This is a genomic window from Enterobacter sp. BIDMC93 (assembly GCF_001037805.1).
Taxonomy (GTDB): Bacteria; Pseudomonadota; Gammaproteobacteria; order Enterobacterales; family Enterobacteriaceae; genus Enterobacter; species Enterobacter hormaechei_C.
On sequence record NZ_KQ089962.1, the window covers coordinates 2,593,069 to 2,613,678 of the forward strand.

Sequence of the window (20,610 nt, forward strand, 5' to 3'; positions counted from 1 at the left end):
GCCATTGAGCGGCTGACAGTTTTACGCGAATCTCACTGCTACAGCAAGCGCTCTTTAGGTAAAGAGTATGGTTATTCCTCTTTGCCGAGCGCCACGCGCAGACGGTCCAGCCAGCCATAAAATGCATCTCGGGTAAGCAGGTTGATGGCCTTCTCTGGCGAGAGACCTGACCCGGTCAGGGGCGTTAACTGGGCGGCGCTAAAGCGATCCGGAGAGGCGACAAGCAGCGCACGAGCGGCTGAGAGCATCGAAGACGCGGGGCCTTCACTTCGCGGATGGTTAAGCAGAATTTCGCCCGTCAGATCAAGCAGCATCGGCTCATGACACAGCACAGGAGTAAGCGCTTCAAGCGCCGGTTCCGCCTGCCAGCGTGAGAGCGCCTCAAGCTGAAGCGCACTGGCATATTTTAGCTCAACCGCGGGTAGGGTGGCGGTCCATCTGCTGAAGCTGACCGGCAGCGTATGGGGCTGAATGTGATGCCCGGGCAGCCAGCGTACCGGATGGCCAAGCAATGCCTGAAATACCGCGACCACTCGCGCCTGAAAACCGACAAAGCCGATGATCTGGTTGATGAGCACAATGTCATACGTTGTGAGTCCAACCTCATCAAGCTGGTTTTGGGCTTTATCATCGATGACATCGGGTGAGCTGGCTAACTGGCGGGCATACTGGGTAATTTCTGCAAGGCGTCGATTGCTTTCCCGGGAGGAGTCCGGCCCCGGAAGAGGGGCGAGCAGAGCAGCGTAGTGGTTACAGAGCCGCTGAACGCCACACGCCTGGGCAACCGTTAATGCCGTGCTCAGCCTGTCGTAGGCGCTGAGCGTATGCAGACGGTTCACGGGAGTATCAAGCGGGAACAAAAGATGACAGAGGGTTCGGGCAGGCGTAAGCCAACAAGCACAGCTTGCGAGAATGTCATCGGGCAGGGCTAGATCGAGCAAAAAACGGTCGTCGACGTTAGCGGCTTCGGGCACCAGCGGCAGAACGTCCGTCTGCGAATGATTCGACTGGGTTTCATGATACCAGTGGCCTTTGCCGGAAAAACGGCGTTGTTCCATGGGCGTTCCTTGATCTCAAAATGGCGATCAATATCCTGGCGTAAGGCGGATGAGGGGAAAAATATTGTTAGGTGATAACAAATAGCTGAACGGAATAACGAGGGGCGGGGCGGGAGGAAACTCTCTTCCCTGGCGGGAAGAGAGTGACAAGCTTATTTGATTTCCAGCTCGTTCATTGCAGCGATGTTGAAGCCGCCGTCAACGTGAACCACTTCGCCGGAGATGCCCGCGGAAAGGTCAGAGCACAGGAATGCCGCAGAGTTACCCACATCTTCGATGGTAACGGTACGACGAATCGGGGTAACCGCTTCGCAGTGTGCCAGCATTTTACGGAAATCTTTGATACCGGAAGCGGCCAGGGTACGGATTGGACCCGCAGAAATAGCGTTAACACGCACGCCTTCAGGACCCATCGCGTTCGCCATGTAGCGCACGTTGGCTTCCAGAGACGCTTTCGCCAGACCCATAACGTTGTAGTTAGGGATAGCACGTTCTGCGCCGAGGTAGGACAGAGTCAGCAGGGCTGCGCCCGGGTTCAGCATCGCGCGGCAGGATTTTGCCATTGCAACGAAGCTGTAGGAGCTGATGTCGTGGGCGATTTTGAAGCCATCACGGGTAACCGCGTTCACGTAGTCGCCGTCCAGCTGGTCGCCAGGAGCGAAGCCGATGGAGTGAACAAAACCGTCGAATTTCGGCCATGCTTTTGCCAGTTCAGCAAACATGCCATCAATGCTTTCGTCTTGTGCAACGTCACATTCCAGAACAATGCTGGAACCCAGCTGCGCGGCAAATTCTTCAACACGGCCTTTCAGCTTGTCGTTCTGGTAGGTGAACGCCAGCTCAGCGCCTTCGCGATGCATTGCCTGTGCGATGCCGTATGCGATGGACAGTTTGCTGGCAACGCCAGTCACCAGAATGCGCTTACCGGAAAGAAAACCCATAGCTTTAATCCTTATATTCATTGCTTATTTTGCCTTGTAATTCATAGCGTTACAGGCAGTATTTCAAAATCATTCGAAATTAGCTCGAAATTATAGCCCACTCACAGCCCCATGTGTCACGATATTTCTCGCTCCTGCGCCGTGAATGGGCTCACGGAAGAGGTTGAACTGGCTCTTCATCAGGCTGTTTCGTGTGTATTTCAGCAGTATATCACCGCACGCGGGGTTCGCCTCATCCAACCAGCGGGCACCGTGACGCCGCCCTCATGCTGATGTGTCCAGCGCCTTTTGCGCAAAATGATCCGTTTAGCCCTTTAAACGCTTTAAAATTGCGCGAGGGTTGATAACGGCTATGCCATTTTGCGTCTTTATCTGTGTGCGGTAAGAAGGAAGATGAAAAATATTACGTTGGCCGAAAAACTGATCATGCTGTCAGGTACGGTGCTTTTTGCGCTTATGATCGCGGTGAATTCCTTTTGCGTGAATGATAATCCTGGTTTCAGGGTGCCTATGACCACCTATTTGATCGTCATGATTGCGCTGTTCTTTCTGGATACCATTATCTTTATTTTTATCCAGATGCTGTATGCCTCCGACCGAACGCGTTTTTCATTATTCATTCTGAGCCTGGCATTTCTTAGTGGGCTGGTTTATTTTATTGAGACGATCATTGTTATTCAGCTTCCGGAGCATGCTGGTTTTACCCAGGCGGCAAAAACCAACGATACGGCGGTATTCTATTTTTTCCGGCAGCTGAGCTTTATCGTATTACTGGCGCTGGCGGTCCGTATGGAGAAAATCACGATACGATCTACGCTCAGATTCCGAAATAAGATCAGCATGACGTTAGCATTAATGATGTCACTGGTTATGTTTCCGATGCTGGCCCATTATCTCAGCAGCTACCATCCGGCCTGGACATTAACGATTGCAGCATACGAAGATGAACATCATCATACTGTCTGGGATATCAGGTACGTAAACGTTCTGATCCTGCTCTGGTCGGCTTTACTTTGTTATATGATTTCAGTGACACGCCTGGCGTCCGGGATCTGGAACAGTATTATTGTGGTCTGCCTTTCCGCCATCGTTTACAATTTTTTCCTCTTACTGCTTGATACCTACAATCTGTCGCTCTGGTATATCAGCCGGGCAGTAGAGGTCCTCAGTAAATTATTTGTGATTTGTACCTTAATGTTCCATGTCTTTAACCTGTTGAAAATTTTCGGCGATCGGGTTGATCGCGATCCGCTTACTCAGATCTACAACCGTAAATATTTTTACGAGGCACTTCCGCGGATCCGCTCGCTCAGGACAGAAAAGGGGGCCAGCATCATGATGCTGGACATCGACAACTTTAAGTCGATTAACGATAACTGGGGCCATCTTGTGGGGGATCGCGTGATTCTGGCGGTCGTGGATATTATCAAAGACAGCATTCGCGATAACGACATCTTTGCCCGACTGGGAGGCGAGGAATTTGGTCTTCTGCTGCCGGATACGGACAGTAGGCAGGCTATTGCCGTCGCGGAACGTATTCGCCAGAACGTTCAACAGCGCACCGGGCCGGGCTACCATTATGCTCTCCCTGTAAAGGTCACATTAAGTATCGGCGTGTGCTCAGCCATTCAGAATAACGTCAACAGCAATGATATTATGCGTGACGTGGACGAGGCTTTGTATGAGGCTAAGCACAACGGTAAAAACAGAATCGTTACCAGACAGGCGGAATGCAGCTGAGGTTACAGGATGGGGATGAAAACATCAAAATCGACACGCTCATCGCTGTACGCATTAATTTTCATCAGGTAAATACCGTCGCGCAACGTCAGGCGTTTATTTACCATCGCCTTAACGAAGCCAATCTTGTTAAACGCGCTGTAGATTTCCCAGCTACCGCTAAAGGGCATTCTTGCGTATCTCCCACGCACAACGCGGGATTTTTTATTTGTCGCCGTGTCGCTTTGTAAAGCGTACGATATTAATACCTCGACCAGATACGATCGGCTTTTGCCTAACTCGGGGCGGCGGGGCATCAGAATAATTTTATCGATATCATGGCGGTTTTCTGTCAGGAGCTTTTTGATTTTTTTAGTAATATCATGCACCGAGGTATCAAAAAGATGATCGTGCTCGATAATTTCATGCGTATAGACAAACGTTTCATCTAGAAAGCAGACCTCGAGCTCAGGCGTTTCCAGTTCGCTTAATAAAAAAGAGGGCTGTAAGATGTCAAAATTCCACCCTCTGGCACATCTGTACTCAGAGGGTGTCAGCCCCATCATTTTTTTAAAGGCTCTGGAGAATCCCTGGCTGCTCTGGTAATGGAATAAATACGCAATATCCGTCACCGGAATCGACGTCATTCTCAACAGAATAGCGGCACGGCTTAACCTCCGTCGGAGAATATACTCACCTAGAGAGAGCCGATACTTCTCTTTAAACCATGTTTCGATGGTTCTTCTGCTGTATCCAATATCTGCAACCAAATCATCAATGTGTAAAATAGTAAAGTTATTTTCTTCTACCCAGGAGAGAATATAGTTACTGATGCTGTCTTTCATTTGTGCGTCAGTGATAGTTTAACGGTAAATCAGTTTGCTGCCAGATGTTAATTCGCGGGCGTAGGGATCCTGGCGATAACCTTAATTTCGAAATCAAAACCCGCAAGCCAGTTAACGCCTATTGCTGTCCAGTTTGGGTAAGGAGCGTGGGGAAATGCCAGTTTTTTCGCCTCCATGATAACGGGGAACTGGTTTTCAGGATCGGTATGAAACGTCGTGACATCAATCAGATCGTCAAAAGTACATCCCGCGGCTGCCAGGATCGCCCGTAAATTATCGAACGCCAGCTGCACCTGAGCGGGAAAGTCGGGTTCAGGTGTGCCATCGCTGCGGCTGCCAACCTGACCGGAAACAAATAACAGATCGCCAGAGCGGATTGCAGCTGAATAGCCATGCTCTTCATAGAGGGCATGTCGGTTAGCCGGGAAGACGGGATCACGTGAAGGCATGGCTTTTCCTTTTCTGTCAGAGGTATTGTTGTGCTTACGCGGTAGAAGTAACATACGCGATGTATGTGAAAAATGTAATTCACATACGTCGCGTATGTCAAATTATAGTTATCGCTTAATTAAGGAAGTCCCATGGCTACAAAACGTCGCGCTGAAACGGCCCAGGAAAATCGCGAGAAAATGATTCAGGCGGCGCGGAAGGCGTTTGCTGAAAAAGGCTATGCCGCAGCGTCAATGGATGAACTCACGGCAAGCGTGGGGTTAACACGCGGCGCGCTATATCATAATTTCAACGATAAGAAGGGATTACTGGCGGCGGTGGTCGCGCAGATAGACAGCGAAATGGCAGCAAACGCAAAAGCGATTGCCGCCGCCGCCGAAGATGACTGGGAGCGACTGCTGGCGGAGGGCATCGCCTATATCAAAATGGCGCTCGTTCCTGAAGTTCAGCGTATCGTCCTTCTTGACGGTCCGGCTGTTCTGGGCGACCCGGCGCAATGGCCCAGCCAGAACAGCTGCCTTGAGTCGACCCGTCAGACCATCGAAAAAATGATGGAGTGCAACGTAATCAAAAAGATGGATGCCAGAGTCGCAGCCCATCTGCTGAATGGCGCTGCTCTGAATGCGGCTCTGCTGATTGCCGCGAGTGATGAACCGCAGAAGACTCTCCCGCATGCCATAGAGGTGTTTACTCTGCTGGCAAGCGGGTTACGCAGCGGCTAACGATCTTTACGCCACGCGTCCGCCGTCAACGCTTCACCAAAGTGTCCGGCAATCAGGCGTTTCGTCAGGTCATGGAGCGGGGAGGCCAGTACGTCAGCGGTACTGCCGCGCTCGACAACTTCTCCCTGGTGCATCACCAGCACCTGGTCGCTTATGTGCTTCATCATGCCCAGATGCTGAGTCACGTAAATATACGAGATCCCCTGCTTTTCCTGTAACTCCAGCATCAGGTTAATGAGCTGCGAACGCATCGACATATCCAGCGACGCCAGCGCTTCGTCGGCGATGATGACCTTCGGGCGCAGGATCAGCGCGCGGGCCAGACCGAGACGCTGTTTTTGGCCCGGGGCCAGCATGTGCGGGTAATAGCTGACATGGTCGGGCAGGAGGCCTACCAGACGCAGGGTTTCGACAATCCGTTTGCGACGCGCTTCCGGCTCCAGGTCGGTATTCAACCGCAGCGGGAAATCCAGGATCTGGGAAATACGCTGACGCGGGTTCAGGGACGTCGACGGATCCTGAAAAATCATCCGGATGCGCTGACTGCGAAAAGAGTAGTCCCCAAATTCCAGAGGATGATCGTCAATCAGTATTTCACCGCCGCTCGGCTCGACCATACCCGCGAGCATTTTTGCCAGGGTCGATTTGCCCGAGCCGTTTTCACCGATAATCGCCAGCGTCTGCTTTTCGCGCAGCGTAAAGCTCAGCGGTTTAACAGCCTCGACGGTCTGACGGTGAAACAGGCCGGTGCGATAGCGAAAGGTCTTACTCAGGTTACGTACTTCCAGTAAGGTTTCGACCATTTCACTCTCTCTCCATGTTCAGCGGGAAATGACAGGCAAACAGATGATTTTTCGGCCCTGTCAGGCGCGGTGTTTCGATGCATTTGCGCTGAGCATACGGGCAACGCGGACCCAGACGGCAGCCAATGGGCAGCGATTCCAGCAGCGGTATCGCGCCAGGCAGCGTATTCAGACGGCTTTTGTGCGGCATCGCGCTGCCAAAGTCCGGGATCGCCCTGATCAGCGCCTGCGTGTAGGGATGATGCGGCGTCGTCACCAGGTCTTCGCTTGGCGCGGTTTCTACCGTCTGGCCGCAATACATTACGTCAATTTTATCCGCCCACTTGCTCAGCATTTGCAGGTCGTGGCTGATCAACAAAATGGTGGTGTTGTTATTCTGGTTCAGACGCGTGAGCAGGCGGAAAATCTGGGCCTGGGTGGTTGGCTCCATCGCGTTCGTTGGTTCGTCCGCAATCAGCAGACGCGGCTGATTCGCCAGGGCGATGGCAATCATCACTTTCTGGCATTCACCGTCGGTCAGTTCGTAGGGGAAACTGCGCATCGCGTCTTTATGGTCTTTGATCCCGACACGGTGCAACAGCTCAATGGCACGGCGTTTACGCCAGCCGAAACGCTGCCACCAGCGGCCTTTATAGGTCCACCCGGGGATGTTCTGCATCAGCTGTTTCCCGACGCGCTCGGACGGATCGAGACAGGATTGCGGCTCCTGGAAAATCATCGAGACGTTATGGCCCACCAGTTTACGGCGTTCGCGCGGGGAGAGACGCAACAGATCGATGTCGTCGAAGCGCATACGATCGGCGGTCACCCGCCAGTTGTCCTTCGCCACGCCGCAAATGGCCTTGGCGATCAGACTTTTCCCCGAACCCGATTCGCCCACCAGCCCGCGGATTTCGCCCTCTGCGAGCGTAATACTGATGCGATCCACGGCCTTGACCCAGCCTTCGCCCGTTTTAATTTCGATCGTGAGGTTGCGGATATCGAGTAACGGCATTATTGCACCCCCGCATTGATTGCGCGGCGGATCCCGTCGCCCAGCAGGTTAACGAGCAGCACGCTCACCATGATGGCCGCGCCCGGCAGCATGACCGTCCACGGCGCAACGTAAATCAGCTCCAGCGCATCGCCAAGCATAGCGCCCCATTCCGGGGAGGGGAGCTGCGCGCCCAGGTCCAGGAAGCCCAGCGCTGCGATATCCAGAATCGCCATCGACAGGGCGCGGGTGATCTCCGTCACCAGCCCGGCGGCAATGTTAGGCAGCACGGCAAACCACAAAATATTAAACGTGGTGGCGCCATCCAGGCGGGCGGCAACGACATACTCTTTCTCCAGCTCGTCGTGAACCAGGCTGTAAACCGAGCGCACCATGCGCGGCAGAATGGCCAGCCAGACGGCGAACATCGCATGGGTGAGGTGCGGCCCCGCGAAGGCCACGACGATAATCGCCAGCAGCAGCGAAGGAATAGAGAGCAGGGTATCAAGAATATGGTTAAGCACGGCCGACCGCAGCCCGTGGGTTGAGCCGGCAAAAATGCCCAGCGCCAGGCCGCAGATCGCGGCAGCCAGGGTGACCACGAACGCGCCGCCTACCGTAGGTGCGGCGCCGCTCAGCAAACGACTTAGCACGTCGCGTCCGAGATCGTCAGTCCCCAGGAAGAACGAAACCTCCCCGTAGCGCGACCACGACGGCGGTAAAAGCTGATAGCCAAGGAACTGCTGATCGATGCCATACGGCGCAAACCACGAACCCAAAACGCACAGCAACACGAGGCCAATGCAGCCGTAAAAGCCGATCATCGCCGTGGTGTCGCCGTAAAAATTACGCCACACGGTACGTAGCGCACCGGGCGTGCGCTTTTCGCTGTAGACGTTATCGTAAGGCATACCATTCCTTATGCTTCAATGGGTTGGCCATGGCACCCAAAATATCGGAAATAACGTTAACAATAATGACCAGCGAGCCAATCACCATCACGCCGGCGGAGATCGCCGCGTAATCCTGCTGGCGAATGGCGTTGATCATCCAGCGCCCAAGGCCCGGCCAGCTGAAAACCATCTCGGTGATCATTGCCAGCGTCAGCATGGTTGAGAATTGCAGCCCAAGACGTGGGATTACGGGGGGCAACGCATTGTGCAGCACATGGCGACGTAAAATCGTCAGGCGAGACAGTCCGCGCGTGGCGGCGGCTTTCACATAGTTTTGATCGAAGACGTCGATAGTGCTGATGCGCATCAGGCGGATCACTTCGGTCGTCGGCGCGACGGCCAGCGTAAGCACCGGCAGCACCATGTGGCGCAGCGCGCTCACGATCATTTCGTCGCGCCAGACTGAATCAGAAAGCCAGGCGTCAACGATGGCGAAGCCGCTCACCGTTTGCACGTTATACAGCAGGTCAAAACGGCCAGATACCGGCAGCCAGCCTAACGTCAGTGAGAAGAAGAGGGTAAGCAGCAGCGCCAGCCAGAAAACAGGGATGGAAAAGCCAATTAAGGCAAGCGCACTAATAAATTTATCCTGCCATTTATTACGATAAATTCCCGCCAGCATTCCCACCGGGATCCCCACCATGAGGGCAAAGCCAAAGGCGAGTATACACAGCTCCATGGTGGCCGGGAAAACCACTTTCAGCTGTTCGGAGATGAGCTGTCCGTTGATGCTGGACACGCCAAAATCCCAGTGCAGCAGGCCATTAAACCAGAACAGCCAGGCGTCCCAGAGAGATGAGCCCTGAAGCGGGGCGTGCGGCGTAAAGTAGCTCAGGCTAAAGCCGACAAAGGTCAGGAAGAACAGGGTGACCAGCAGTAACAGCAGCCGACGCAAGGTAAATATAATCATGGTTTCTTCACCTCTTGTTCTTTCTCACGGGTCACGCCCGCGAAGGAGGCGTTACCAAACGGGCTGAGTACCAGCCCTTTAATATCGTAACGGTAGGCCTGGAGGCGCAGGGAAGAGGCAAGCGGCAACACGGGAAGTTCTCTGGCCAGAATATTTTGCGCTTCATCGTAGGCCTCAATGCGTGAGGCAAGCTGTTGAGACGCCAGCGCTTTTTGCAGCACGGCATCAAATTCCCGGTTACACCAGTGGGCGTAGTTGGTCTGGGAGTTGATTGCCGCACAGCTCAGCAGCGGACGGAAGAAGCTGTCCGGGTCGTTACTGTCGGTGGACCAGCCAGCCAGCGTTAAGTCGTGATTCATGTCCATCAGACGCGCCTCCTGGAAACGGCCTTCGACAGGCACGATGATCACCTTAACGCCCACCTGCGCCATATCAGCCTGCAACAGCTCCGCCGTTTTTAGCGGGCTGGGGTTCCACGCCTGAGAGCTGGTGGGCACCCACAGCTGTAGCGTCAGGTTTTCTGCCCCCAGCGCTTTAAGCTGTTCGCGCGCTTTCGCCGGATTATATTCCGTAATCTTCGCCTCGCCGTCATAGGCCCAGGAGGCGCGCGGAAGAATAGAGGCGGCGGTTTCCGCGGTACCGTAGTAAATCGACTGCATCAGACGCTGGTTGTTGATCGCTAACGCCAGCGCATGGCGCACGGCCGGATTATTCAGCGGCGGCTTATCGGTGTTAAACGCCAGATAAGCGATGTTCATGCCCGGGCGCAGGGTCAGGCGCAGGCGTGGGTCGTCGCGCAAAATGGTCAACTGGCTGGCCGCAGGCCAGGCAAGCACGTCGCACTCGCCGGTCAGCAGTTTGGAGAGTCGGCCTGTTCCACCTGAACCCAGATCAACAATAACCTGCGGCATCAGCGGCTTGCCGCGCCAGAAACGATCGTGGCGTTGCAGGCGAATGTATTGTCCGGCGCGGTACTCTGCTAACTGGAACGGACCGGTGCCTACAGGCTCACGATCGAGACGTTCCTGACGATCCTTTTTCGTCAGCTGATCCGCGTATTCGGCTGACATGACCGAGGCGTAGTGCGTCGCCAGATGCCAGAGGAAGGAGGCATCCGGGCGATTCAGACGAAACTCAACCGTACGGTTATCCAGTTTGCGAACGCTTTTGACCGAGTCCGCGAATTGCAGACTGTCGAAATAGGGGAAGTTCCCGCCATTAACGTTATGCCACGGATGATTGCGGTTGAATATGCGCTGGAAGGTGAAAACCACGTCATCCGCGTTGAGCTTACGGGTTGGGGTAAACCACGGGGTGTGCTGAAATGCGACATCATCGCGTAGACGAAAGCGGTATGTGGCGCCGTTATCAAGCACTTCCCAACTTTCAGCAAGCTCCGGAACCAGCCGATAGGTATAAGGATCGACGTCGAGCAGGCGATCGTAGAGCTGTGCGGCCAGCGTATCGACAATCAGGCCACTCCCCGCTTTTTGCGGATTAAAAATATCAACTTGACCGCTGACGCAGTAGACGAAACCACTATCACGGATATCAGGAGGCACAGCGCGATCGGGCGCAGCAAAGGCCAGATTGCTGAACAAACCGAGTGCAAACAGGGACGATAAAACCAGGCGCATAGTTTTTAAGGTTTTTAGATTCGATCTGCAAAGTGTATCGCACTTACGCCTGCTTCGTAAAAATGTCTGGGGGTAAGTGCTGATAATGTCAGCGCATTTGATGTTTTTTGAGCAATGCCCTTAACTGATGGTAGGTCAGGCCCAGCAGTTCAGCTGCCCGTTTCTGATTATATTTCGCCTCTTTCAGGCTCTGCTCAAGCAGCTGTTGCTCCTGCTGATGCTGGAACTGGCGTAAATCGAGCGGCAACGCCGGAGCCTGCTGGCGCGTCGCCGGAGCAGGGAGCTGTTTCTCCTCGCGCCGAAAAGGATCGAGAATAATGTTGTCCAGTTCGGTCTCGCTGCTGCCATGCCGGTAAACGGACCGTTCCACCACGTTTTTCAGTTCACGAATATTGCCCGGCCAGTGGTAACCGAGCAGGGTCCCGGTGGCCCGTTCGCTGAAGCCCGGAAAGAGAGGCAGACCCAGTTCCCGGCACATCTGAATGGCAAATTGATCGGCCAGCAGCATGATATCGCTGCGCCGCTCCCGCAGCGGCGGCAGCTGTACAACATCGAAAGCCAGCCTGTCCAGCAGGTCGGCGCGGAATTTGTCCTCAGCCACCATCGCGGGCAGGTCGGCGTTGGTGGCGCACACCAGGCGAACGTTGACCTGGAGCGGCTGACTGCCGCCAACGCGTTCCAGTTCACCGTACTCAATGACGCGCAGCAGCTTTTCCTGCACCAGCATCGGCGCGGTCGCCAGCTCGTCGAGAAAGAGCGTTCCGCCATCGGCGCGCTCAAAGCGTCCGGGATGGCGTTTTTGTGCGCCGGTGAAGGCGCCAGCTTCATGACCAAACAGCTCGGTGTCGAGCAGGTTTTCATTCAGCGCCGCGCAGTTAAGCGAAATAAAAGGGCCGTCCCAGCGGCCAGACAGAAAGTGCAGGCGGTTAGCGATAAGTTCTTTACCCGTTCCGCGCTCACCGATAATCAGCACCGGTTTATTCAGCGGCGCGAGGCGCGATACCTGTTCAAGCACTTCCAGGAAGCTGTTAGCTTCGCCAAGCAAATTATCTTTATATTCAGCCATGATGAAATTAACCACTCCTTAGTGATATTCACCAGGTGAGAATAGCTGCCGGCTGGATAAATATCAATCACACTCAGTAAAATCAATAAGATAAAAAGTTGGCATGGGATTTGTATTAACTATTCAGCAGGGCATCGCCCGATAACAGAACTATGAGGATTGAATTATGGGTATTTTTTCTCGTTTTGCCGACATCGTGAACGCCAACATCAACTCGCTGCTGGAGAAAGCGGAAGATCCGCAGAAGCTGGTGCGCCTGATGATTCAGGAGATGGAAGACACGCTGGTTGAAGTACGCTCCACCTCCGCCCGCGCGCTGGCAGAGAAAAAGCAGTTAACACGTCGTATCGAGCAGGCGACTGCCCAGCTTAACGAATGGCAGGAAAAAGCGGAACTGGCGCTGCGTAAAGATAAAGAAGATCTGGCCCGCGCTGCGCTGATTGAGAAGCAGAAGCTGACCGACATGGTTGCCACGCTGGAGCATGAAGTGACGCTGGTGGATGATACTCTGACGCGTATGAAGAAAGAGATTGGTGAGCTTGAAAACAAACTCAGCGAAACCCGGGCGCGTCAACAGGCGCTGGCGCTGCGCCACCAGGCTGCAAGCTCATCCCGCGACGTGCGTCGCCAGCTGGACAGCGGCAAACTGGATGAAGCGATGGCGCGTTTCGAATCGTTTGAACGCCGTATCGACCACATGGAAGCGGAAGCCGAAAGCCACAGCATCGGTAAACAGAAAACCCTCGATCAGCAGTTTGCTGACCTGAAGGCCGATGATGAAATTAGCGAGCAACTGGCTGCGCTGAAAGCCAAAATGAAACAAGACAACCAATAATAATTCCTGCGGCACCTGAGCGTGCCGCATCGTAAGACAAGGAGTACACATGAGCGCGCTTTTTCTGGCTATACCCCTGACCATTTTCGTGCTGTTTGTTCTGCCCATCTGGTTATGGCTGCACTACAGCAACCGCTCTTCACGCGGGGAGCTGTCGCAGAGTGAACAACAGCGGCTGGCGCAGCTCTCTGCCGAGGCAAATAAAATGCGCGAACGTATTCAGGCGCTGGAAGCCATCCTGGATGCGGAACACCCGAACTGGAGGGAACGGTAATGGCTGGACTGAATCTGAATAAAAAACTGTGGCGGATCCCACAGCAGGGCATGGTTCGGGGCGTTTGCGCCGGGCTAGCGCACTATCTGGATGTCCCGGTAAAACTGGTGCGTGTGGTCACGGTATTGTCGATTTTCTTCGGCCTGGCCTTTATTACCCTGGTGGCCTACATCATTCTGTCGTTTGTGCTCGATCCTATGCCGGAAGGTGAGCTGGATGCGGAGAACACGCCAACCAGCAGCGATCTCCTGAACGCGGTGGATGAACAGCTGAGTGCAGGGGAGAAGCGATTGCGCGAGATGGAACGTTATGTCACCTCCGATACCTTTACGCTGAGAAGTCGCTTTCGTCAGCTTTAAGAGAGAACTTACATGAAACAAAACTGGCAACAGGCCGGTCAGAAGGTAAAACCCGGCCTGAAAATCGCAGGTAAACTGGTTCTGATGACGGCGTTACGTTATGGCCCGGCCGGTGTGGCGGGTTGGGCGATCAAGTCTGTTGCCCGCAAGCCGGTCAGAATGATGCTGGCGGTCGCTCTGGAGCCGCTGTTACAGAAGCTGGCAAAACGCGTTTCCCGGCGCTACCTGTCACGCTAGTTCCTCCCGCATAAGCCCTTTCTCGCCCAGAGAAGGGGCATGACTTTCCCTTCTGCGTTTCTTCTGCTTTTCTGCTTTCTTTGCGGCAGCTCACAATAATGCGTTGCGCTGCGCTGAGATTGCTGCTTTCTGCCCCCGGGTCCGTTGACAGATATTTTTCATGGGAGTAGATTGCCACTCCGTGGGACCGCTACCATGGAAAATAATGTGAACGCAAAAATTAAAAAACTTATCAATCATATTTACGGTGAATCATTTTCAGATGCACACCTTAACGTGTTATTAACTAAGCTTGAAAAAGCGGCGGTTAATATTACTGAAAAGCGTAAGTCAGGCTGGGATGAAAAAGACGTTGTGCTGATTACCTATGCCGATCAGTTCTCTGCGAAAGGGGAGAAAGCGTTGCCGGTATTTACCCGGTTCTATAATGAATGGCTTTCTCGCACGTTTTCCCATGTCCATCTGTTACCGTTTTATCCGTGGTCTTCGGATGATGGATTTTCCGTTATTGATTATCACGAGGTTGCACCTGAAACCGGAACCTGGCGAGATGTCGCGGAATTAAAACAGTCTGCCAGCTTAATGTTTGACTTTGTTTGCAACCATATGTCAGCGAAAAGCGAATGGTTTGCTAATTATCTGGCGCAGAAGCCGGGCTACGAAGATTTCTTTATTTCTGTCGATCCCGAAACCGATTTATCGGCGGTGACGCGTCCACGCGCATTACCGCTGCTGACGCCGTTCACGCTTCATGATGGCAGCGTTCGTCATCTGTGGACCACATTCAGCGATGACCAGATCGATCTCAATTTCGCCTCGCCGCAGGTGCTGATTGCCATGGTTGACGTTCTGCTCCATTACCTCATGGAAGGGGCGCGTTATATCCGTCTGGATGCGGTCGGGTTTATGTGGAAGATCCCGGGAACTACCTGTATCCATCTGGAACAAACCCATTGCCTTATCCAGCTGTTCCGCGCCATTACGGACGCCGTGGCGCCTGGAACGGTGATCATCACTGAGACAAATGTTCCCCACAAAGACAATATCTCTTACTTCGGTGATGGTGAAAATGAAGCCCAGATGGTCTATCAGTTTTCCTTACCGCCGCTGGTGCTGCACGCCGTTCATCGTCAGGATGTTAAAGCCCTGTGCCAGTGGGCGGGGTCACTGACGCTGCCTTCAACTCATACCACCTGGTTTAATTTCCTGGCCTCGCATGATGGTATCGGTTTGAACCCGTTACGCGGCATCCTTCCGGAATCAGAGATCCTCTCGCTGGTCGATAAGCTTCAGCAGGAAGGCGCGCTGGTCAACTGGAAAAATAATCCTGACGGAACGCGAAGCCCCTATGAAATTAATGTCACCTATCTTGATGCGTTGAGTTTGCGAGACAGCTCAGATGATGAGCGCATTGCGCGGTTCATCCTGGCGCATGCTGTGTTGTTAAGTTTTCCTGGCGTACCGGCTGTATATATTCAAAGCATTCTTGGTTCGCGTAACGATTATGAAGGTGTCGAACGTCTCGGATATAATCGCGCGATAAACAGGAAGAAATACACCGCAGGTCAGGTTGATCGGGAGCTTAATAATAATAAGAGTATACGTTATCAGATTTATTCTCGTTTGAGTGAGCTTATTGCTATTCGTCGCGGCGAGCGTGCGTTCCATCCGGATAGTCAGGCTATTTTTGACGCAATCGGTGAACATATTCTTAAAATTGTTCGTGTTGCTGAAAATGGCGAGCGAATGACAGCATTATTTAATTTTAGCAATAAAATGCAGACCGTTTATGGACAAACGCTCTTTGGTACGGAATTACTCTCAGGACAAAATATTAGCGGTACGGAACTGACCCTCAATCCATGGCAGGTAATGTGGATTAAAGAAAACTAAAAAGGACCCTAAAATGAAAATGCCCAAAATTGTGCTGTTATCAGCACTGGTTTCGTGCGCCCTGTTATCAGGCTGTAAGGACGATAAAGCATCTCAGGTCACCATTGAGTTTATGCACTCGTCGGTAGAACAGGAGCGTCAGGCGGTTATTACGAAACTGATCGAAAAATTCGAGAAAGAGAACCCGACTATTACGGTGAAACAGGTACCCGTTGAGGAAGATGCCTATAACACCAAGGTCATTACGTTGGCCCGTACTGGCGCGCTACCGGAAGTGATTGAAGTCAGCCATGACTACGCCAAAGTCATGGATAAAGAGCAACTGCTGGACCGTGACGCGATCGGCAACGCGATTAAAGCCGTCGGTGAAGATACCTTTTACGACGGCATTTTACGCGTTGTTCGCACTGAAGACGGCAAGGCATGGACGGGGGTGCCGGTTAGCGCCTGGCTGTCCGGCGTCTGGTATCACAAAGACGCGCTCGCGGCAGCGGGAATCGATGAACCGCACAATTGGGAGCAACTGCTGAAAGCCAGTCAGGTGCTCAACGATCCGGCGAAAAAACATTACGGTATCGCGCTTCCAACCGCAGAAAGCGTCATGACGGAGCAGGCCTTCTCGCAGTTTGCGTTGTCAGGCGGAGCCAACGTCTTTGATGCAAACGGCAACGTGAAAATCGATACCCCTGAAATGTCGAAAGCGCTGGCGTTTTATCGGGCACTGGCTGCGAACACCATGCCGGGATCGAATGATGTCATGGAGATCAAAGACGCCTTCATGAACGGTTCTGCGCCGATGGCCGTTTACTCCACCTATATCCTGCCCGCGGTCTACAAAGATGGCAATCCGGCCAACCTGGGGTTCGTGGTCCCGACGGAAAAATCATCAGCCGTGTACGGCATGATCACCTCGTTGACGATCACGACCGGCCAGACCGAAGAGGAAACGCAGGCGGCAGAAAAATTTGTGACCTGGATGGAGCAGGCTCAAAACGCGTCTGACTGGGTGATGATGTCCCCTGGCGCGGCGCTGCCGGTGAACAAACTCGTGGTGGGCACTGAGAGCTGGAAAAACAACGACGTGATCAAAGCCTTTGGTCAGCTGCCTTACGAGCTGATTGCGCAGTTCCCGAACGTCCAGGTATTTGGCGCCGTAGGCGACAAAAACTTTACCCGCATGGGAGATGTTACCGGGTCCGGCATTATCAGTTCCATGGTGCATAACGTGACGGTGGGACGAAAAGATCTCAATGCGACGTTAAGCAACAGCCAGAAGAAACTGACTGACCTGATATCACAACGATAGGAGCGCTTTGCGAAGGGAATTATGAAGACGTTGTTTTCTGGTCGTTCAGATATGCCTTTCGCCATGCTGCTGTTGGCCCCCAGCCTGATTTTGCTGGGGGGCCTGGTGGCCTGGCCAATGATTTCCAACATTGAAATCAGTTTTTTACGTTTACCGCTGAACCCGCGTATTGATGCGGTGTTCGTCGGCCTGGATAACTACATTCGCATTCTGGGCGATGCTGCGTTCTGGCACTCCCTGTGGATGACGTTCTGGTATACGGCGCTGGTCGTGCTCGGCAGCACCGGGCTGGGACTGGCCGTAGCGATCTTCTTTAACCGTGAATTCCGCATGCGGAAAACGGCACGTTCACTGGTGATTCTGTCCTACGTGACGCCGTCTATTTCACTGGTATTTGCCTGGAAATACATGTTCAACAACGGCTACGGGATTGTGAACTATCTGGGCGTTGATCTGCTGCATCTCTACGATCAGGCGCCGCTGTGGTTCGATAATCCTGGCAGCAGTTTTGTGCTGGTTGTGCTGTTCGCCATCTGGCGTTACTTCCCGTACGCCTTTATCTCGTTCCTCGCGATTTTGCAGACCATTGATAAATCATTGTACGAAGCGGCAGAGATGGACGGAGCAAATGCCTGGCAGCGTTTTCGTATCGTGACGTTGCCCGCCATCATGCCGGTGCTGGCCACGGTGGTCACGCTGCGAACCATCTGGATGTTCTACATGTTTGCGGATGTGTATCTGCTCACCACCAAGGTCGACATTCTGGGCGTATATCTCTACAAAACCGCCTTTGCGTTCAATGACCTGGGTAAAGCAGCCGCCATTTCCGTTGTGCTGTTTGTGATCATCTTCGCTGTCATTCTGCTGACCAGAAAAAGGGTAAACCTCAATGGCAACAAATAAACGCGTTCTGGGCCGTATCGGTTTTTATCTGGGACTGGCGCTATTTCTGATTATCACGCTGTTTCCATTTTTTGTGATGTTGATGACGTCGTTCAAAAGCGCGAAAGAGTCGATCTCGCTGCACCCGACCATTCTGCCGCAGGAGTGGACGCTACAGCACTACATCGACATCTTTAACCCGCTGATTTTCCCGTTTGTGGATTACTTTCGTAACAGCATGGTGGTGTCGCTGACCTCCTCGGTCATTGCGGTGTTTCTCGGCACGCTGGGCGCGTATGCGTTATCCAAACTGCGCTTTAAAGGGCGCACGACGATCAATGCGAGCTTCTACACCGTCTATATGTTCTCCGGGATCCTGCTGGTGGTGCCGCTGTTCAAAATCATCACCGCGCTCGGCATTTATGACACCGAACTGGCGCTGATCATCACCATGGTGACGCAGACGTTGCCTACCGCGATCTTTATGCTGCGCAGCTATTTCGACACCATCCCGGACGAAATCGAAGAAGCCGCGATGATGGACGGCCTGAACCGCCTGCAAATCATCTTCCGCATCACCGTGCCGCTGGCGATCTCGGGTCTGGTGTCGGTCTTTGTCTACTGCTTCATGGTGGCGTGGAATGACTATCTGTTCGCCTCCATTTTCCTGTCCAGCGCCAGCAACTTCACGTTGCCGGTCGGGCTGAACACGCTCTTCAGTACGCCAGATTACATCTGGGGTCGCATGATGGCTGCATCGCTGGTAACGGCACTTCCGGTCGTCATTATGTATGCCCTGTCTGAACGTTTCATTAAAAGTGGTTTGACCGCCGGCGGCGTGAAGGGCTGAGGCGGCCGATTTTAACAAGGAGTCAGTCATGAAAAAATTAGTTGCGACAGCGCCTCGTGTAGCGGCGCTGGTGGAATACGAAGATCGTCCTGTTGCAGCACACGAGGTGAAGATTCGTGCCCGTTATGGCGCCCCGAAACACGGTACTGAAGTCGTGGATTTCCGCGCGGCAAGCCCGTTCATCGATGAAGAGTTCAACGCTGAGTGGCAGATGTTTACCCCGCGTGAAGAAGGTGCAGCCCGCGGTATCGAATTTGGTAAATTCCAGCTGGGGAACATGATCGTCGGCGACATAATCGAATGTGGTGCGGACGTGACCGAATACCAGATCGGCGACAGCGTCTGCTGCTACGGCCCGTTGCAGGAAACGGTCATTGTTAACGCGGTGAACAACTATAAGCTGCGCAAAATGCCGCAGGGTGCATCCTGGAAAAATGCCGTTTGTTACGATCCGGCGCAGTTCGCCATGAGCGGCGTGCGTGATGCTAACGTCCGCGTAGGGGATTTCGTCGTGGTTGTGGGGCTGGGCGCGATTGGTCAGATTGCGATTCAGCTGGCGAAAAAAGCCGGCGCGTCAGTGGTTATTGGTGTCGATCCTATCGAACATCGCTGTGAGATCGCCCGCCGTCACGGTGCAGACCACTGCCTGAACCCAATCGGTACCGATGTTGGTCTGGAAATTAAGAAACTGACCGGCAAGCAGGGCGCGGATGTGATCATCGAAACCAGTGGATTTGCAGATGCGCTGCAATCTGCGCTGCGCGGTCTCGCCTACGGCGGAACGATCTCCTACGTGGCCTTCGCCAAGCCGTTCGCGGCGGGCTTCAACCTTGGTCGCGAAGCACACTTCAACAACGCCAAAATTGTCTTCTCCCGCGCATGCAGTGAACCCAACCCGGATTATCCGCGCTGGAGCCGCAAGCGTATTGAAGAGACCTGCTGGGAATTGCTGATGAACGGTTATCTCAATTGCGAAGATCTGATCGACCCGGTCGTCACCTTCACCACCAGCCCGGAAAGCTATATGAAGTATGTCGATCAGCACCCGGAACTCAGTATCAAAATGGGCGTCACTTTTTAAGCTAAGGACAGCAAATCATGAAAATCGCAACACAAAACCAGGCCTTTTTCCCGACCGCTATCATGGAAAAATTCGAATACATCAAAGCGATGGGATTTGATGGCTACGAAATTGATGGCCGGCTGCTGGTGGAAAACCTCGACGAAGTAAAAGCGGCTATCAAAGCCACCGGCCTGCCGGTCACGACGGCCTGTGGCGGATACGACGGCTGGATCGGGGATTTTATCGAAGAACGCCGCCTGAACGGTCTACAGCAGATTGAACGCATTCTGGAAGCGCTGGCAGAAGTGGGCGGCAAGGGGATTATCGTTCCGGCTGCCTGGGGGATGTTTACCTTCCGTCTGCCGCCAATGACTTCGCCACGTAGTCTGGACGGCGATCGCAAAGCGGTCAGCGCTTCCCTGCGCTGGCTGGATGAGGTGGCAGCGCGCACCGGTACGACCGTTTACCTGGAGCCGCTGAACCGCTATCAGGATCATATGATCAACACCCTGGCCGATGCGCGTCGTTATATCGAAGAGAACGGCCTGAAGCACGTGCAGATCATCGGTGATTTCTACCACATGAATATTGAAGAAGACTCCCTGACGGAAGCGCTGCATCACAACCGCGACCTGCTGGGTCATGTGCACATTGCTGATAACCACCGCTATCAGCCGGGCAGCGGCAGCCTCGATTTCGCCAGCCTGTTCGATCAGCTGCGTGCCGATAACTATCAGGGTTACGTCGTGTACGAGTGCCGGGTGCGTGCCGACGATCCGGCTCAGGCCTATAAGGACTCTCTCACTTACTTGCGTGAATGCTAAGGATGACGAG

General features: G+C 53.6%; 22 protein-coding genes. 12 read left to right on the forward strand and 10 right to left on the reverse strand.

Going from position 1 to position 20,610, the window contains the following annotated elements:
* Positions 1–71: 71 nt before the first annotated feature.
* Positions 72–1,058, reverse strand: coding sequence for a CMD domain-containing protein (locus SK58_RS12180; protein ID WP_045338120.1), 987 nt, complete (start codon positions 1,056–1,058; stop codon positions 72–74).
* 152 nt (positions 1,059–1,210) lie between these two features.
* On the reverse strand, positions 1,211–1,999 hold the full coding sequence (gene fabI / locus SK58_RS12185; RefSeq protein ID WP_003856831.1) for an enoyl-ACP reductase FabI: 789 nt from the start codon (positions 1,997–1,999) through the stop codon (positions 1,211–1,213).
* A 393-nt stretch (positions 2,000–2,392) separates the two neighbouring features.
* On the opposite strand from fabI, the gene SK58_RS12190 reads away from it, so the two are divergent.
* Positions 2,393–3,739 (forward strand): sensor domain-containing diguanylate cyclase, encoded by a 1,347-nt coding sequence (locus SK58_RS12190; protein WP_048219952.1) that lies wholly within the window; start codon positions 2,393–2,395, stop codon positions 3,737–3,739.
* A 2-nt stretch (positions 3,740–3,741) separates the two neighbouring features.
* On the opposite strand, the gene SK58_RS12195 is transcribed toward SK58_RS12190, so the two are convergent.
* Positions 3,742–4,563 (reverse strand): helix-turn-helix transcriptional regulator, encoded by an 822-nt coding sequence (locus SK58_RS12195; RefSeq protein WP_048219954.1) that lies wholly within the window; start codon positions 4,561–4,563, stop codon positions 3,742–3,744.
* A gap of 47 nt (positions 4,564–4,610) precedes the next feature.
* Entirely contained in the window at positions 4,611–5,012 is a 402-nt protein-coding gene (locus SK58_RS12200; protein WP_023303828.1) for a RidA family protein, read from the reverse strand.
* A gap of 132 nt (positions 5,013–5,144) precedes the next feature.
* On the opposite strand from SK58_RS12200, the gene SK58_RS12205 reads away from it, so the two are divergent.
* On the forward strand, positions 5,145–5,735 hold the full coding sequence (locus SK58_RS12205; RefSeq protein ID WP_015570397.1) for a TetR/AcrR family transcriptional regulator: 591 nt from the start codon (positions 5,145–5,147) through the stop codon (positions 5,733–5,735).
* On the opposite strand, the gene sapF is transcribed toward SK58_RS12205, so the two are convergent.
* From sapF to pspF, 6 genes are all read right to left on the reverse strand, one after another.
* Entirely contained in the window at positions 5,732–6,538 is an 807-nt protein-coding gene (sapF, locus tag SK58_RS12210) for a putrescine export ABC transporter ATP-binding protein SapF (protein WP_003856838.1), read from the reverse strand. The two genes, SK58_RS12205 and sapF, sit on opposite strands and share 4 nt — an antisense overlap.
* A 1-nt stretch (position 6,539) precedes the next feature.
* Positions 6,540–7,532: a putrescine export ABC transporter ATP-binding protein SapD gene (gene sapD, locus SK58_RS12215; protein ID WP_003856840.1), complete on the reverse strand. Its 993-nt coding sequence runs from the start codon at positions 7,530–7,532 to the stop codon at positions 6,540–6,542.
* Positions 7,532–8,422, reverse strand: coding sequence for a putrescine export ABC transporter permease SapC (gene sapC, locus SK58_RS12220; RefSeq protein WP_003856843.1), 891 nt, complete (start codon positions 8,420–8,422; stop codon positions 7,532–7,534). Before sapC ends, sapD begins: the two co-directional genes overlap by 1 nt.
* Positions 8,409–9,374, reverse strand: coding sequence for a putrescine export ABC transporter permease SapB (gene sapB, locus SK58_RS12225; protein ID WP_017383081.1), 966 nt, complete (start codon positions 9,372–9,374; stop codon positions 8,409–8,411). Before sapB ends, sapC begins: the two co-directional genes overlap by 14 nt.
* Positions 9,371–11,011, reverse strand: coding sequence for an ABC transporter substrate-binding protein SapA (gene sapA / locus SK58_RS12230; protein WP_017383082.1), 1,641 nt, complete (start codon positions 11,009–11,011; stop codon positions 9,371–9,373). The genes sapB and sapA overlap by 4 nt, the downstream gene beginning before the upstream one ends.
* 88 nt (positions 11,012–11,099) lie before the next feature.
* Positions 11,100–12,092, reverse strand: coding sequence for a phage shock protein operon transcriptional activator (gene pspF / locus SK58_RS12235; protein WP_165602362.1), 993 nt, complete (start codon positions 12,090–12,092; stop codon positions 11,100–11,102).
* A 151-nt stretch (positions 12,093–12,243) separates the two neighbouring features.
* Between pspF and pspA the strand changes: the two genes are divergently transcribed.
* The 10 genes from pspA (at position 12,244) to SK58_RS12285 (ending at position 20,600) form a co-directional block, all read left to right on the forward strand.
* Positions 12,244–12,912: a phage shock protein PspA gene (gene pspA / locus SK58_RS12240; RefSeq protein ID WP_022651342.1), complete on the forward strand. Its 669-nt coding sequence runs from the start codon at positions 12,244–12,246 to the stop codon at positions 12,910–12,912.
* Positions 12,913–12,961: 49 nt separating this feature from the next.
* A complete protein-coding gene (gene pspB, locus SK58_RS12245) occupies positions 12,962–13,186 on the forward strand; it encodes an envelope stress response membrane protein PspB (RefSeq protein WP_003856853.1) in 225 nt (74 codons plus the stop codon).
* Entirely contained in the window at positions 13,186–13,545 is a 360-nt protein-coding gene (gene pspC / locus SK58_RS12250) for an envelope stress response membrane protein PspC (protein WP_006810819.1), read from the forward strand. The genes pspB and pspC overlap by 1 nt, the downstream gene beginning before the upstream one ends.
* Before the next feature lie 12 nt (positions 13,546–13,557).
* On the forward strand, positions 13,558–13,782 hold the full coding sequence (pspD, locus tag SK58_RS12255; RefSeq protein ID WP_003856857.1) for a phage shock protein PspD: 225 nt from the start codon (positions 13,558–13,560) through the stop codon (positions 13,780–13,782).
* Between the two features lie 195 nt (positions 13,783–13,977).
* Positions 13,978–15,675, forward strand: a complete 1,698-nt coding sequence (locus tag SK58_RS12260; RefSeq protein WP_048219956.1) for a sugar phosphorylase — start codon at positions 13,978–13,980, stop codon at positions 15,673–15,675.
* A gap of 13 nt (positions 15,676–15,688) precedes the next feature.
* Entirely contained in the window at positions 15,689–16,981 is a 1,293-nt protein-coding gene (locus SK58_RS12265; RefSeq protein ID WP_048219959.1) for an ABC transporter substrate-binding protein, read from the forward strand.
* Between the two features lie 21 nt (positions 16,982–17,002).
* Positions 17,003–17,884: a carbohydrate ABC transporter permease gene (locus tag SK58_RS12270; protein ID WP_003856862.1), complete on the forward strand. Its 882-nt coding sequence runs from the start codon at positions 17,003–17,005 to the stop codon at positions 17,882–17,884.
* Positions 17,871–18,713, forward strand: a complete 843-nt coding sequence (locus SK58_RS12275) for a carbohydrate ABC transporter permease (RefSeq protein WP_045334996.1) — start codon at positions 17,871–17,873, stop codon at positions 18,711–18,713. Before SK58_RS12270 ends, SK58_RS12275 begins: the two co-directional genes overlap by 14 nt.
* A 28-nt stretch (positions 18,714–18,741) precedes the next feature.
* Positions 18,742–19,794, forward strand: a complete 1,053-nt coding sequence (locus SK58_RS12280; RefSeq protein ID WP_015570403.1) for a zinc-dependent alcohol dehydrogenase — start codon at positions 18,742–18,744, stop codon at positions 19,792–19,794.
* A gap of 17 nt (positions 19,795–19,811) precedes the next feature.
* Complete coding sequence (locus SK58_RS12285; RefSeq protein ID WP_017383087.1) at positions 19,812–20,600, forward strand: sugar phosphate isomerase/epimerase family protein; 789 nt, start codon at positions 19,812–19,814, stop codon at positions 20,598–20,600.
* Positions 20,601–20,610 lie beyond the last annotated feature (10 nt).